The organism is Johannesbaptistia floridana (assembly GCF_057440575.1).
In genome coordinates this window covers 1-15278 of sequence record NZ_JALKVM010000202.1, presented here as the reverse complement: position 1 = coordinate 15278, position 15278 = coordinate 1, and the positions used below count along the sequence as shown (strand labels likewise).

Here is a 15278-nt window from a genome sequence, read left to right as displayed (position 1 = left end):
GTAAGGTCAAGCTAGTTATTGAGTCTACATATCTAGTGTAGAGTACCGAGTAATTGGCAAGGAGTAAAAACACTTTACATGGCAAAAGATATACCGCTGACTTTTTTCTGTCTTATTTTGCTGTTTGAGTAAATTTGAGTAGATTTTTAGAAGCGGTGAAGATGATTCTACCAAGAAATAAACAGTAGAAAATAATGACCGCCTCCAGGCGGTCATCCTCAAGGAGGGGATTTTAGAGAAAACGAGTTAAATCAAATTCACCATCTACTTGTTGGTCTCTAGAGCGCTCCTGGTGTAACATTAAAGCAATTGTGTCAGTATAATTAACACTGCCCCTTAGTTCATCTCGGAGTCTCCCTAAACCCCCATTAGCATACTCTTCAAAAATTAATAGGCGCTGACTTTCTGCCTCAGAGTCATCACGAGTGAGAATATAAGGGTCATTGGTAGTGGCGATCGCCAATAATTGAATAAACCAACCGTAACCTCTCGATACAAAAATTTCCCAACTAATCGGGTTAGGTTCTTTTGCTACCGTTATTACAGAATTACGCAAATCATATTTCATCCCCAATCCAGCAGCAAAGACTAATACATCAGCATAAGTCTGAAAAGGTCCTTTACTTGTAGTATCTTGCCCTAGAGATTTAACTAATTCTGCTTTGTTGGTGTCGATTCTAACCCGATGGATAGACATAGGCGTTTATTTAATTTCTAGTAAATTTACGAGAGAAATTTAATTATTATAACTCTTTGAACGCTCAAATCAACTCTCTCCCCTGTGGTTCAGACTCAAGAAAGTCTTGTAAGTCTTCTGGATGTCTATAGTCTCCAGGAATACTATCTAAGATCTCATCCAAAGTTGGCAATGTTTTGTCTGGTTCTACAATTAAGCGATCTCCTTCCACGCTTACGAGGATATTGGTATTAGCTTCTAGCTTGAGATCGTTAACTATTAAATTGGGAACGATCAATCCCAAGCTATTTCCCATTTTCTAATTTGTCCTTTAATTTTCATGAGTTATACATAATATAATTATATATATAGCATTTTTCGGACTCATGAGGTTGTACCTAACTCTCGGAGCCTCCCTTGCCTCATATCTTGCACCAAAACAAAAGTACAGAAATTGGCCGACAAGGGAGAATCAATTTTTAAGCGCGATCGCATTAATTCTCTTACTCATTACTCATTACTTCAAAACTCATTACTTCAAAACTTAACCACCACAAGTAACTTTGGGTAAAGATGCAAGATCTGAGGAGCCTCCTGCCTCAAAAGGATAACCTTTGTACCTCACCAGCCTTAAAAAGGCTATATAGTATAAGAGAAAATATGTCAAATGCACTCAATTCCTCAGTTTGATTTATAATTAATTAAGAATTTAAAAAAGATAAATCTTAAAAATATGCCTGATATTGTTGATATTGCGGTAAATACAGAAGGATTTGAAACATTAGTCACCGCAGTTAAAACAGCTAATTTAGTAGACGCTTTAAAAAGCGCTGGTCCTTTTACTGTGTTTGCGCCTAATGATGCTGCTTTTGCTAAACTTCCTCCCGGAACTATTCAAACCCTAGTACAAAATCCTCCTCAACTTGCTCGAATTCTCACCTATCATGTGGTGTCAGGTAAATTAATGAAAGCTGATTTAGCTAAGACTAATTCGGTTATTTCCCTAGAAGGGTCACCGATTTCTATTAATTGTCATGGGGTTTTTGAAGTTAAAAATGCTACCGTGATTGCCCCAGATATTGAAGCTGATAATGGGGTTATTCACGTCATTGATAATGTAATTTTGATGGGATAGTTAGTCGCGCATTGCCAAAACTAAGGTATGATTTGGCAACGCTAACAAACAATAAATCAATTTACAAAGCTTCAGACCCGGCAACTACTTCAAGAATTTGTTGAGTAATTGCTGCTTGTCTAGCCTTGTTATAAGATAGAGTTAAGGTTTTAACTAACTCTGAAGCATTATCAGAAGCATTACTCATAGCGGTCATCCTAGCAGCTAATTCACTAGCTGCTGACTCTTGTAAAGCTCTCAATAGTTGATTATTGAGATAAAGGGGTAACAAAGCATCTAAAATTTGTACAGGGTCTTGTTCAAAGATCATATCTTTGGGAAATACTTTGACTGAAGCAGAAACCTTTTCTCTAGCTACATCAAGAGTACCCCCTGTGGTGGTGAGACGAAAGATTTCATCATCTTTTACTTCTAAACCTTGTGGAGTTAAAGGCAGCAACGTTTGAATTACAGGACGAGAACTAATCAAAGAAACAAAGCGAGTGTAAATTAATTCTACTCTATCTACCTCATAGGAGAGAAATAGAGACAAAAGATAATCAGAGATTTCTGCGGCTTCTGCTGATGAGGGGATTTGTTCTAACTCTGTATAACTATTATTCACTGTGGTTGTCCGGCGGACAAAATATTGTTTGGCTTTGCGTCCTACGGTGATTAATTCACATTCAACTCCTTGGTTTTGAAGTTCAGCGATTCTTTGTTCGGCATGACGAATTATATTAGAATTATGTCCACCACAAAGACCGCGATCGCCGGAAATTACTAATAAGCCTACCTTATTTACTTCTCGTTCTTTTAACAGAGGTAAGTCTACATCTTCTAGACTCAAACGGCTTTGTAAACCGTATAGTACTTGAGCTAGAGTATCTGCAAAAGGTCTAGTTGCTGTTACTTGTTCTTGAGCGCGGCGCACCTTTGCTGCTGCTACTAGTCGCATTGCTTCGGTAATTTTTCTGGTATTTTTTACCGATTGAATGCGATCGCGAATAGATTTGAGATTAGCCATTTTTCACAAACTACAATAGTATTTATTAATTGTCTTCAATTTATTACACAATAGGAATTGTCTACCTAGGTAGTAAACAATTCCCCAAACTGAAAAAGATGATTGCCTAGGAAGCGGAGAAACCTTGCTTATATTCAGCAATAGCTTCTTTGAGCTGATTTTCTGTTTCTTCTCCCATCTTGCCACCAGTTTGAATAGTTTCTAACAACTCAGTCTTGTTAGTCTTGATGTATTCCCGTAGCCCTACAGTAAATTGTGTGATTTTCTCTACAGGAATATCTGCTAATAGGTCTTTAATACCTGCATATACGATTACCACTTGTTCCCAAACTGCTAGAGGGAAATTTTGGGGTTGTTTTAGTAATTCACGTAGACGTTGACCTTTAGCTAACTGGGCTTGAGTCGCTGCATCTAAATCTGAAGCGAATTGAGAAAAAGCTTCTAACTCAGCAAACTGTGCTAACTCTAACTTCAGCTTTCCTGCTACTTGTTTCATTGCTTTAGTTTGAGCCGCAGAACCCACCCTGGATACAGAAATCCCTGCATTAATTGCGGGACGGAATCCTGCGTTAAACAGGTCAGAAGATAGGAAAATCTGACCATCAGTGATAGAAATCACATTAGTAGGAATATAAGCAGAAACGTCACCTGCTTGAGTTTCAATAATGGGGAGAGCTGTCATACTTCCTCCTCCTAGTTCATCATTGAGTTTCGCCGCACGTTCTAGTAAACGGGAGTGAAGATAGAATACATCTCCTGGATAAGCCTCACGTCCGGGGGGACGACGTAATAGAAGAGACATTTGACGATAGGCTTGGGCTTGTTTGGATAAGTCATCATAGATTACCAAAGTAGCTTTACCTTTGTACATAAAGTATTCAGCAATAGCCGCTCCGGCGTATGGTGCTAAATATTGTAGAGTTGCTGGCTCATTAGCGTTAGCTGCTACTACCACTGTATACTCTAATGCCCCTCTTTCTTGAAGGGTATCTACTACTTGTGCTACCGTTGAAGCCTTTTGACCTATGGCTACGTAAACACATATTACATCTTCTGACTTTTGGTTAATGATTGTATCTACCGCGATCGCTGTTTTTCCTGTTTGACGGTCTCCAATAATCAATTCTCGTTGACCTCTGCCGATAGGAATCATCGCGTCAATTGCGGTAATTCCGGTTTGCATTGGTTCACAAACTGACTTTCTATCTATAATTCCTGGCGCTAGGGATTCTAATAGACGGCTTTCTGTGCTATTAATTTCTCCTTTACCATCTATCGGGCGACCGAGGGAGTCAACTACGCGACCTACTATAGCTTCTCCTACTGGTACTTGAGCGATTTTCCCTGTTGCTTTTACTGTACCACCTTCTTTTACCTTTACACCATCACCGATCATTACCACACCTACATTATCTTCTTCTAGGTTTAGGGCAATACCGACGGTTCCATCTTCAAATTCTACTAATTCTCCTGCCATGACTTTGTCTAAGCCATAAACCCGAGCGATTCCATCTCCTACTTGCAGTACAGTTCCCACATTAGTCACTTGGACTTCTTGGTCGTAGGATTCGATTTGCTGACGAATAATGCTGCTAATTTCGTCTGGTCTGATACTAATCATCTTGTTTCTTTTACTCGATAGTTGTTGGTTTACTTAATTTTTTTTAGCCTAGGGTTGCCTTTGATTTTAAGACATTTTACTCAAGTTTAGACTGATCCGTTGTAATTGTCCTCGTATACTCGTATCATATACTTGAGATCCGACTTTTATAATCACTCCCCCAATCAAACTGGGGTCTACACTTGTTTTTAGTTCTACTCCTGAAGCTCCGATCAGATTTTTTACCTTATCAGCAATCGCTTGTTTTTGCTCTTCATTTAGTTCTGTCGCTGAAGTTACCATCGCTAATGCTACATTGTTCAGCTTGCGCAACAGTTCTAAATACTTTTCGGCGATCGCGTCAATAAACATAATTCTTCGGCGATTTACTAATAGCATCAAGAAATTTTTCAAGTAGCTATTACTCTCATCCCCTAATATTTTTCCTAGTACTGCTTTTTGGTCTTCTGCTTTCACGATTGGATTTCCCAAAAAACTAGCTAATTCTGGCGAATTTTGCCATAATTCTAGAAGTGAGCGCAATTCTTTCCCGAATTCTTCTGTTAAATTATGTTCTTGACCTACTGACATCAGAGCTTCTGCGTACGGCTCTACTATCTGGCCACTCATTGTACTATTTTTCATCAGCTACCTCCTAGTTGCGCCACGGAGCGATCTACTAATTTTGATTGTAGAGAAGGATCTATACGTTCTTTTAAATCGCTTTCAGCTTTTAAGAGCGCTTTAGCTACTATTTGCTCTTTAATTTGAGCCATTACTTTTTCTGTTTCTGTACTTAACTCTTGGTCTGCTGTTTGTTTTAGTCTCTCTACTTCAGTTTTTCCTTGAGCTAGAATTGATTCTCTCAACTCATGAGCTCTACTTAGCGCCTTGGCGTGTATTTTTTCTGCTTCTGCTTGTGCTTGGGCTAACTTTTGCTGGGCATCTGCTAAAGCTGATGCTGCTTCTTGAGCGCGTTGTTCAGAATTTTTGATTTCTTCAGCGATTTTCTTGTTTCTTTCGGTGAGAATATTGCCTAAAAATTTCCCCCCGTACACAACTAACAAGCCAATTAAAATGGCTAAGTTAATCAAATTACTATCTAAGATGTCTAAATTAAACCCAAAGCCTTCGTTGGCTAGGTAAAAAAACGTCCCCATTATCCCTCTCTACTTAATTGTTGCTATGTTTATTGGCAATTTTTTATGATGCTAATGAGCCTAGTAGTTTAGACAAAATTTGATTACTCAATTCATCAACTTGTTGCTCTAAAGACTCTAATGCTTGAGCTTTATCAGCTTCAATTTGTTTTGCCGCAGCTTCTTTTTTACTTTGTAGCTCTTGTTGAGCTTTTTGCACTTCTGAGCTAACTATTTTGTCCGCTTCTGCTTGAGCTGTAGCAATAATTTCTTGGGATTTGCGCCGGACATCTTTTAACTCTTGTTCGTATTGAAGGGCGAGCTTTTCGGCTTTTTCTTTTCTTTCTTGTGCTTGTCCCAATTGACTGCGGATATATCCATATCTTTCGTCAAGTGCTTTGCTTAATGGTTTATAGAAAACCGCATTTAATATTGCTACTAACAGGAGAAATTGCAGGGCCATAAAGGGTAAGGTTGCATTGATGTCAAACAATCCCCCTTCTGCGGTTTTTTCTGCTGCTTCAACTGCTAATAAAATCGTCGAGTATGTCATTTTTCTTTTCTTGACCTGACAAGCTTTCTTTTACTAGTTTGGTTTTGATAGCCTAAACTTCGATTATTCGTCAAAGTCTAGGCTGGCATTAATTATTACTTAGTTACTTAGGAAAAGGGGTTAGCGAATAATAGTACTAGCGCTACAACCAAACCGTAAATTGTTAAAGCTTCCATGAAAGCTAGACTCAATAGTAGAGTTCCACGGATTTTTCCTTCAGCTTCAGGCTGACGTGCGATACCTTCTACTGCTTGGCCTGCGGCGTTACCTTGTCCTAATCCAGGTCCGATTGCGCTTAAACCTACGGCTAAAGCGGCGGCTAATACTGATGCAGATGCGATTAATGGATCCATGATTTTTCTTTTCCTTTGTTAATAGTGGTGAACGTTAACTAAATTGATTAAAGCAGAGAATGGGGTCTTTAGTCCAAAATCATTCATGTTCTTCGCCATGTTCTTCTAATGCTTCACCAATGTATGATGCAGCTAAGGTGGCAAAAATCAATGCCTGAATTGAACTCAAGAATAGTCCCAAAATCATCAACGGTAAGGGCACAAATAAAGGTACTAAAGCTACCAATACTGCCACGACTAATTCATCTGCCAGAATATTTCCAAACAGACGAAAGCTTAGGGATAATGGTCTGGTGAAGTCTTCTAGCACTTTAAATGGTGCTAAAATCGGTGTTGGTTCCAAATATCCGGCAAAATAGCCTAAGCCTTTTTTACTTATTCCTGCATAGAAATAGGCTAAAGAGCTTAGTAAAGCAAAGGCTACTGTTGTGTTTATGTCGTTGGTGGGTGCGGCAAGCTCACTATCGGGAATTTCAATTAATTTCCACGGTACTAATGCCCCTGACCAATTTGCCACAAAAATGAACAAAAATAAAGTCCCGACAAAAGGTACCCACGGACGATATTCTTTTTCCCCTATTTGGTCTCTAGTCAAACTGCGGATAAATTCCAAAACATATTCCATAAAGTTTTGCATCCCTTTGGGGATTCTTTGAATATTTCTGGTTGCAGCTATTGAGGCAATAATTAATATTGCCATTACAAACCAGGAGGTGAGAAACACCTGGCCGTGTAATCTAAAGTTCCCAATTTCCCAGTAAAAATGTTTACCAACTTCTAGGGACGCTAGGGGAAAAGCATTGAAAATACTCAAACTATCTACAATTTCCATTTGGCGATATTTTCCCGCATCTTCTTTTCTTACTACTTCTGTACTGGTGTTAAAGTTGTTTGTAGTACATAGACAATCAGTGCGGCTTTATAAGTCATAAATCCCAAAAATACTGGCATGATTTGCAGTTGCTGCCATTGGGAAGCCACGATTAAAACTGCGGCTACCAAAGCTAAACGTGTGCTACTCAAACGCCTTTTACTTCCTCCTATGGCTGCCACATCTTTTCCTAACATTCTTAGGTAAACTAAACCGACACAAGCCCCTAGTAAGTAATTTAGGGCTATATTCAGGGAGTAGGTTAACCAAACTGTTACAAAAATTAGTCCAGTTATTACCAAAGTCGTTAACAACAAGGTTTGCTGTAATTGGTAGTACTCCTGCATGGAGTCGTTAGGTTTTGATTCAGATGGATTAGACACAGGTCAGATAATCAGATTAAGTGTTTTTTGTGGGAATTTATGTCCAAATTAAAATTTACTCTTAAAATTGGCAGAGTTTTTAATCTTAATTGTTGAACAAGCCACGTGAGATCATATCATACTGAGGGTCACAAGATTAAATAAAGTTAAAATTTTTCTGATTTTTTTCTTCCCACCCCTGTTGTCGTGACCTACCAAACATGAGTATTTCTATCCCCCAGAGCTTTCACCAGAACTTATGTACTAAATTAACCTCAGAAAAAGTTCATTTCTCTTTCGCCTAATATCTTGCACTCGGTCAACCAATTTTTAAGCATTTAGCATTAACTCATTACTTCAAGACTTCAAGACTTCAAGACTTCAAGACTTCAAGATTCATGTTGATAGCCTTTAAAATTATTAGTTGACGATTTTGCAGCGATCGCACTCTCTCTAAATTTAATTCCTCCACCTCCTCTAGAATTTCTCTCACTTTCTTTCCTTTTTCTTGATTCTCTGCACACTTAGTTAAAAAATCATATTCTGATTTATCTACATGAACTAACTGATATTCATAGTCAAAAAAATCATGACTAGGCCACCCTTCTAAACAGGGATGTATCACCGGTATAGCTTCCGCTAGTTTCTCATCCTCTGACCAATCTACTCTGGGTAAAGGTGGACGCGCCAAAAAAAACTCATAATGAGAAATATCTGGATCTAACAATTCCGTCAAACGATAACTTTCTCTAGGAGTTAATTGTTGACAACGTTTTTGCAATTCAAGAGAATTACCAATTAAACGAGTTAAATCCCAATATTTCGGGTTAGAAAATCCCACAAATTCCAACCCAGAAGCCTCAATCAATTCAAACAAAGTGTCAATATTGTAATCAATTTCTTGGGGATGTAAATACATATCAGCAAAACAAGCATCCCTTTGGTTTTCTAATGCCCAACGCTCTTTTTCTCGTTTTAAGAGACGATTGTTTTCTGGTAAATTAGCGAAAACTTCCCGACCAACTTTTACTCCATCAGTGTAATCACCTTTCTTTTTTCCCTGAAGTAAGGCTATTGCCTTTTGCATGAGCTGTATTTCCCAACGTCCCAATTCTGCATAGACAAAAATGTGCATAATGCCACCGGGTTTGAGTTTTTTGCTTATAGCTTTAATTCCGGCCATGGGGTCAGGCAAATGATGTAATACCCCCACACAATTAATAAATTCAAACTCACCAGGTAATTCCACTACATGTTCAACTTTTAGCTGTTTAAAGGTAATTTGCTCTCCATATTTAGCCTTTAAACCGCTTTTTTCTACCCTATCTCTAGCTACTGCTAAAGCTTCTTCACTCAAATCAATGCCAATTACCTCTGCTTGAGGATTAAGATTGATGAGATACTCAGTACTAGAACCTGTCCCACATCCAGCATCTAAAATTCTGATTTTTTCTTGAGTTGGTTGATGATTTGTGCAAAAATTATAGGCAGCTTGATAACTCCAGCGCCAATTATAGCCCGGAGGAGGTTCTGAGGAGAGGGGGTCTGGAGGAAAAGGATAAGTATTGTAGAGTTTAGCTACAGATTCACTAATTGGTTCTAAATTTTTTGACATAATAACAGAGCCGATAGGAGTTGCTTTTCGCTTATTATTAGTTTAGGTAGGAAGACTTTTAACAACTTTTTTTGCAACAATTCTTAATAATAGCCCTCAGAATGCCAGAAAAGTTTTAATCTAGATGCTGACACAACAATAACTTAGTAGATTGATTAAGTTATTCAGCTCTATTAAAAAAGTAAAAATTTAATCATTCGTTGAAGAAAGAAAAGAAAAACCCATGAGTATAAAAGCAAGCGGTGGAAGTTCAAGCTCCAATCCCCAACTTTATCAAACTGTACCAGTTTCAGCAATATCTCAAGCTGAACAACAAGATCGGTTTTTAGAAAATAGTGAACTCAAAGAACTAACAGCCTACTTTCTCTCAGGAAGCAGAAGACTAGAAATCGCTGAAGTACTAACAGAGAATGCTGACTTAATCGTTTCTAGGGCAGCTAACCGGATTTTCGTAGGTGGTTCTCCCATGGCCTATTTAGAAAAGCCTCCAGTAGAATCATCTCCCGAGATGGCTATGGCCTCGGTAAGTGCAGAAACAGAACTCAAAGAAAATATGAAGCTAGGGACGGTCACCTACGCCGAAAGTAGCGGCAATGGAGGAGGAGGAGGTATATTCAGTGGCCTCTTGTCTATATTAAATTCTACAAACACAGGGCCTACACCCCCAGGATTTCGACCAATTAATATTTCCCGTTATGGTCCCGGAAATATGCAGAAATCCCTAAGAGATATGTCTTGGTTTCTACGCTACACCACCTACGCAATTGTAGCAGGAGATCCTAATATTCTCACAGTAAACGTTAGAGGTTTACGGGAAGTTATCGAAAATGCCTGCTCTACTGATGCAACAATAGTAGCTATTCAGACAATGAAAGCCTCTTCTGCTGATTATTTCAAAAAAGATCCAGAAAGCAAAGAGATTATCAATCAGTATTTCGATGTTTTACTAACAGAATTTAAAGCCCCTACTCCTTCTAACAAATTACGTCAACGTCCAAGCGATGACCAACAAGGATTAGAACTACCTCAAAGCTATTTTAATAGCGCACAAACTAGACAAAAGTTTGTGATGAAACCTGGTTTATCAACTTTAGAAAAACAGTCAGTAATCAAAGCAGCTTATCGTCAAATCTTTGAAAGAGACATTACTCGCGCCTACAGCCAATCGATTTCTTATTTAGAATCCCAAGTGAAAAACGGTGATATCTCCATGAAGGAGTTTGTACGTCGCTTGGGGAAATCTCCCCTCTATCGCCAACAATTCTATGAACCATTTATTAACAGTCGGGCCTTAGAATTAGCTTTTCGTCACTTTTTGGGACGGGGACCAAGTTCCCGGGAAGAAGTGCAAAAATACTTCTCGATAGTGTCTAGCGGTGGACTAGCAGCTTTGATTGATGCTTTAGTAGACTCTCAAGAATACGCTGATTATTTTGGAGAGGAGACAGTACCATATATAAGAGGTTTAGGTCAAGAAGCACAAGAATGTCGTAACTGGGGTATGCAGCAGGACCTATTTAACTATAGCGCTCCTTTCCGCAAAGTTCCTCAGTTTATTACTACCTACGCTAAATATGATCGCCCTCTACCAGACCAACATGTATACGGTTCAGGAAATGATCCTCTAGAGATTCAATTTGGAGCAATCTTCCCCAAAGAAACTCGCGAACCTAACACTTCTCCCGCACCATTTAACAAAGATACGAAAAGAATTCTCATTAACCAAGGACCAGGAATATACAACCAAAATAGTAATCCTGGTGCCCGAGGTTTAATGCCTGGTTCTCTTGGTCCTAAAGTTTTCCGCCTCTTCCAATTACCCAATAGTGGTAACAGCAATGGCGCTAGTGTAAAAGGGACAGAAGTATCTACCCAAGCAGTAATTCAAGCTTGCTATCGTCAAGTATTCGGAAGACCAGTATACGAAGGTCAACGTTTACAAAGCGCAGAAAATCGTCTGGAAAATGGGGATATTACCCTTCGGGAGTTTATCCGCATACTAGCTAAATCGGAACTATTCCGTAAAATGTACTGGACTTCTTTGTACATTACCAAAGCTATTGAATATATTCACCGTCGTCTTCTCGGTCGTCCTACCTATGGTCGTCAAGAAATAAATAGTTACTTCGACATCTGTGCTAAAAAAGGATTCTATGCCCTCATAGACGCGATTATTGACTCCAAAGAGTACTCAGAGGCATTTGGAGAAGATACAGTGCCTTATGAGCGCTATTTGACCCCAGGAGGTTTACAATTACGTAAGACTCGTCCAGGAAATCTAACCCCTGATTTAGGCGTTACAGTAGCCAAGGAATCCACACCTCGCTTTATTGAGTTGGGTTCAGTGAAAGAAGAACGCTCAGATTATGATATTTCTAAGCGAATTCGCCAAGGTGTGAGTACCGACAGACAACAAACTAAAATCTTTAAACTCACAGAACGCAAAGACCAAGTGGCCTTTAAGAATTTAGTTATGGCTGCCTATCGTCAAATTTTTGAACGGGATATTGAGCCATACATCGTCAATGAACAGTTTACTGAGTTAGAAAGTAAGCTACGCAACGGTGAAATTACTGTGAAAGAGTTTATTACTGGTTTGGGTTGTTCAGAACTCTATATCAAAGAGTTTTATACCCCCTACCCTAATACTAAGGTGATTGAATTGGGAACTAAACATTTCTTAGGACGTGCGCCTTTGAATCAAAAAGAAATCCAAAAATATAACCAGATTTTGGCTACAAAGGGAATTCGTGACTTTATTGGGGCGATGGTAAACACCATGGAATATTTACAGGTATTCGGTGAAGATGTGGTTCCCTATCGTCGCTTCCCAACTCTTCCTGCTGCTAATTTCCCTAACACCGAAAAGCTATATAATCAGCTAACTAAGCAAAATGAAGATATAGTAGTGCCTAGTTTTGAACCAGTAACAACTAGAGGTTAGGAAAATTGGCCAAAAACTTCCCCAAAAAAGCGATCGCTTTCTTGGGGAAGTTAGGAAAAGTGAAAGAAAACGTTAAAAAATGTTAAGAATCCCTAGCAAAGATTAACGTAATATCGCAAAATAAATTCCGTGAGCTGTTTTAAAAGGGGAGATTTGGAAGAAAACTAAATCATTAGTAATTTTTGAGTCCAACTCAAGCTATACTAAAGCAGATAAGGTTAATACACCAAAATAACCACCCCAAGTAACTAAATGTCTAGTTACAAGATCACAAAAAAGTCAGATAGATAAAAATCTGGTTTGACACATCGATTGTTAACAAAAAACTCTTGATAATCAGGGAGGAATCCAAACTATGAGTATAGTCACGAAGTCAATCGTGAACGCTGATGCGGAAGCACGTTACCTAAGCCCAGGCGAATTAGATAGAATAAAAACTTTTGTAACTAGTGGTGAAAGCCGTCTACGTATCGCTCAAACTTTAACAGAATCTCGCGAAAGAATTATTAAACAAGCAGGCGATCGCCTATTCCAAAAGCGCCCTGATGTTGTTTCCCCCGGTGGCAACGCCTACGGTGAAGAAATGACTGCAACTTGTCTTCGTGACATGGATTACTACCTACGTCTAATCACCTACGGTGTAGTAGCAGGTGATGTAACTCCAATCGAAGAAATCGGACTAGTAGGAGTTCGTGAAATGTACAAATCATTAGGTACTCCTATCGAAGCTGTAGCTCAAAGTGTCCGTGAAATGAAAGAAGTAGCTTGTAGCCAAATGTCTATGGAAGACGCTACTGAAGCAGCTGCTTACTTCGATTATGTAGTCGGAGCAATGCAATAATAATTATTGCAATTTACTGATTGCAATTTTTTACTAAAAGTCAAACATTATTCCCCTGGAGATAGAAAAGAAAGAACCATGCAAGACGCTATTACCTCTGTAATTAATTCCGCCGACGTACAAGGCAAATATTTAGATACTAGTTCTTTAGATAAACTCAAAGGCTACTTCCAAACTGGCCAATTAAGAGTTCGTGCTGCCAGCGTAATTAGTGCTAACGCTGCTAACATCGTTAAAGAAGCAGTAGCAAAATCTCTACTATATTCTGATGTTACTCGTCCCGGCGGTAACATGTATACTACTCGTCGCTACGCAGCTTGTATCCGTGACTTAGATTACTATCTTCGTTATTCTACTTATGCAATGTTAGCAGGCGATCCTTCCATCCTAGATGAGCGCGTACTCAATGGACTAAAAGAAACCTACAACTCCCTAGGTGTACCCATTGGTTCTACTGTACAAGCAATCCAAGCGATGAAAGAAGTAACAGCTAGTCTAGTAGGTCCTGATGCTGGTAAAGAAATGGGTGTATACTTTGACTACATCTGCTCTGGCTTAAGCTAAGAGACAAAGAGACTTAAACTCGACTAACTAGAGGTTCGGGAAGTCTAGGATAGGTGCTAGCTCTTGGCAAGCTTAGTCTTTAGAGCCTAAAGATAAGTTTGATAGATCTAGTATTTACGTTAGACTCCCGATCCTTTGTTTTTTCAATTAACCATGTGATAAAAACTTTTAACCATATTAATCAAGGAGAAAATGCCATGCGCATGTTTGAGATAACCGCTTGTGTACCAAGTCAAACTCGTATTCGTACCCAAAGAGAATTGCAAAATACTTACTTCACAAAATTAGTACCCTACGATAACTGGTTTCGTGAACAACAAAGAATTATGAAAATGGGTGGCAAAATCGTTAAAGTAAAACTAGCTACTGGAAAACCAGGGATGAATACTGGTCTTTCTTAAAAACTTATTATTTGGGAAAATTTGGTGCTTTAGTTTCTGCTGGAAATCAGTAGAAGTTAGAGCACCAAAAGCTTTTTTATGTAACTTTTTAAAACTTTTGGTATTGTCTTTTGCTCCTGTACCGTCCAAGTCGTCGATTGCGTCTAGAGCGTCTTTAGACTATACTGAAAAAGTGGTTAAAGTTCAAAAACAAGGGGCTATGAAAACTATACGACTTACTCCATCTGATCAGAAAATAATGGTTCCTGAAGCTTTAAAAAATAATGTCGAAGTCGAAACTATCTCTGTGAATGTAGGCACCTCACAACAAGTTAAGCTAACCCTCCCAGCGTCGCTTTCTGAGGTGATTATTTCTATTGTTGATGAGATTAAGAATGGTCGAGCCGTTACAATAGTGCCAGAGACCAACGAGCTCTCTACCTCTGAAGCAGCAAAGCTCCTTGGCGTAAGTAGACAGTATTTAGTGAAAATGTTAGACTCTGGAGAGTTAAAGATACCCTACCGTAAAGTGGGGCGCTATCGGCGCTTACGCGCTGACGATGTGCTAAATTTTAAGCAGGAATTAAAGAAAAAGAGGCTTACTACACACTGAAGAGCTGCAAGCACAAGCTCAAGAGTTAGATCTGGGGTATTAAGTTCTCAATGGAACAAGAGCTGAAAGTAGCCTTGCTTGATGCGTGCGTCCTCTTCCCTGCCCAACTTAGAGACCTTTTCATGCACCTAGCCGTTGAGGGCCCAACCTACAGCATGTAGCATAAGATTGTTGAGTATATAATAATTACAAAGAGAAGCAGAAAGTTTAGGCGATCGCCAATCAAATTTTAGATATATTAAAATATTTACATAAATTAAAGCGGACCGTGATTTATCGGGAATCGATAAGTTTGTAGTAGGGCTTTAGCCCTATCATACTTGGAAATCTTACCCATAAAATTATAGCAGTGCTCGTTGTAGTGTTAACCATATTTAGATAAACTTTTCCCCCCAAACCCTTGTATAGCAGGGAGCACGGTCGCACGGTCGCAGGGAGAGGGGTTTTAAGTAAAATTACTTAAGTTGTGGATAAAATGTATATTACTATACATTAATTTCTTAGACAAAATCTAAAAAAGCACAAACCCACAAGTTATGGTTTTTGTCAAGTTTTTTGTTAAGAAAGATGTTTATAAAGGATAGCTTATTAAAGGGGGGCTTTTCATGATAACTGTAAACATCTAT

Annotated in this window: 17 protein-coding genes; 6 read left to right on the top strand and 11 right to left on the bottom strand. The window is 38.8% G+C overall.

Annotated elements, in window-relative coordinates; all coding sequences use genetic code 11:
* Positions 1 to 232: 232 nt before the first annotated feature.
* Positions 233 to 697 (bottom strand): DNA phosphorothioation-associated protein 4, encoded by a 465-nt coding sequence (locus tag MW688_RS13465; protein WP_486736524.1) that lies wholly within the window; start codon positions 695 to 697, stop codon positions 233 to 235.
* 64 nt (positions 698 to 761) lie between these two features.
* Complete coding sequence (locus tag MW688_RS13460) at positions 762 to 980, bottom strand: AbrB/MazE/SpoVT family DNA-binding domain-containing protein (protein ID WP_486736523.1); 219 nt, start codon at positions 978 to 980, stop codon at positions 762 to 764.
* A gap of 429 nt (positions 981 to 1409) precedes the next feature.
* Here MW688_RS13460 and MW688_RS13455 point away from each other — a divergent pair, with 429 nt between their 5' ends.
* Positions 1410 to 1811 carry a fasciclin domain-containing protein gene (locus tag MW688_RS13455; protein ID WP_486736522.1) on the top strand — a complete coding sequence of 134 codons (402 nt, stop codon included), beginning with the start codon at positions 1410 to 1412 and terminating at the stop codon, positions 1809 to 1811.
* A 61-nt stretch (positions 1812 to 1872) separates the two neighbouring features.
* On the opposite strand, the gene MW688_RS13450 is transcribed toward MW688_RS13455, so the two are convergent.
* The 9 genes from MW688_RS13450 to MW688_RS13410 all read right to left on the bottom strand — a co-directional run bounded on the left by MW688_RS13450 (position 1873) and on the right by MW688_RS13410 (position 9310).
* Positions 1873 to 2817, bottom strand: coding sequence for a F0F1 ATP synthase subunit gamma (locus MW688_RS13450; RefSeq protein WP_486736521.1), 945 nt, complete (start codon positions 2815 to 2817; stop codon positions 1873 to 1875).
* 106 nt (positions 2818 to 2923) lie between these two features.
* Positions 2924 to 4438: a F0F1 ATP synthase subunit alpha gene (gene atpA / locus MW688_RS13445; RefSeq protein ID WP_486736520.1), complete on the bottom strand. Its 1515-nt coding sequence runs from the start codon at positions 4436 to 4438 to the stop codon at positions 2924 to 2926.
* Positions 4439 to 4504: 66 nt separating this feature from the next.
* Positions 4505 to 5062: an ATP synthase F1 subunit delta gene (gene atpH / locus MW688_RS13440; protein WP_486736519.1), complete on the bottom strand. Its 558-nt coding sequence runs from the start codon at positions 5060 to 5062 to the stop codon at positions 4505 to 4507.
* Positions 5062 to 5577, bottom strand: a complete 516-nt coding sequence (locus tag MW688_RS13435; protein WP_486736518.1) for a F0F1 ATP synthase subunit B — start codon at positions 5575 to 5577, stop codon at positions 5062 to 5064. The genes atpH and MW688_RS13435 overlap by 1 nt, the downstream gene beginning before the upstream one ends.
* Positions 5578 to 5620: 43 nt before the next feature.
* Positions 5621 to 6109 (bottom strand): F0F1 ATP synthase subunit B', encoded by a 489-nt coding sequence (locus MW688_RS13430; protein WP_486736517.1) that lies wholly within the window; start codon positions 6107 to 6109, stop codon positions 5621 to 5623.
* Positions 6110 to 6216: 107 nt separating this feature from the next.
* On the bottom strand, positions 6217 to 6462 hold the full coding sequence (gene atpE / locus MW688_RS13425; RefSeq protein ID WP_486736516.1) for an ATP synthase F0 subunit C: 246 nt from the start codon (positions 6460 to 6462) through the stop codon (positions 6217 to 6219).
* Positions 6463 to 6541: 79 nt separating this feature from the next.
* On the bottom strand, positions 6542 to 7294 hold the full coding sequence (atpB, locus tag MW688_RS13420) for a F0F1 ATP synthase subunit A (RefSeq protein WP_486736515.1): 753 nt from the start codon (positions 7292 to 7294) through the stop codon (positions 6542 to 6544).
* A gap of 32 nt (positions 7295 to 7326) precedes the next feature.
* Entirely contained in the window at positions 7327 to 7680 is a 354-nt protein-coding gene (locus tag MW688_RS13415) for an ATP synthase subunit I (RefSeq protein ID WP_486736525.1), read from the bottom strand.
* Between the two features lie 388 nt (positions 7681 to 8068).
* A complete protein-coding gene (locus tag MW688_RS13410) occupies positions 8069 to 9310 on the bottom strand; it encodes a class I SAM-dependent methyltransferase (RefSeq protein ID WP_486736514.1) in 1242 nt (413 codons plus the stop codon).
* A gap of 223 nt (positions 9311 to 9533) precedes the next feature.
* On the opposite strand from MW688_RS13410, the gene MW688_RS13405 reads away from it, so the two are divergent.
* The 5 genes from MW688_RS13405 (at position 9534) to MW688_RS13385 (ending at position 14652) form a co-directional block, all read left to right on the top strand.
* Positions 9534 to 12254, top strand: a complete 2721-nt coding sequence (locus MW688_RS13405; protein WP_486736513.1) for a phycobilisome rod-core linker polypeptide — start codon at positions 9534 to 9536, stop codon at positions 12252 to 12254.
* Between the two features lie 355 nt (positions 12255 to 12609).
* The gene (gene apcA, locus MW688_RS13400; RefSeq protein ID WP_486736511.1) at positions 12610 to 13095 is read left to right on the top strand and encodes an allophycocyanin subunit alpha; all 486 of its coding nucleotides are present in this window, start codon (positions 12610 to 12612) and stop codon (positions 13093 to 13095) included.
* Between the two features lie 78 nt (positions 13096 to 13173).
* Positions 13174 to 13659, top strand: a complete 486-nt coding sequence (gene apcB / locus MW688_RS13395; RefSeq protein ID WP_486736510.1) for an allophycocyanin subunit beta — start codon at positions 13174 to 13176, stop codon at positions 13657 to 13659.
* A 197-nt stretch (positions 13660 to 13856) separates the two neighbouring features.
* Entirely contained in the window at positions 13857 to 14060 is a 204-nt protein-coding gene (locus tag MW688_RS13390; protein ID WP_486736509.1) for a rod-capping linker protein CpcD domain-containing protein, read from the top strand.
* A 238-nt stretch (positions 14061 to 14298) separates the two neighbouring features.
* A complete protein-coding gene (locus MW688_RS13385) occupies positions 14299 to 14652 on the top strand; it encodes a helix-turn-helix domain-containing protein (RefSeq protein ID WP_486736508.1) in 354 nt (117 codons plus the stop codon).
* Positions 14653 to 15278 lie beyond the last annotated feature (626 nt).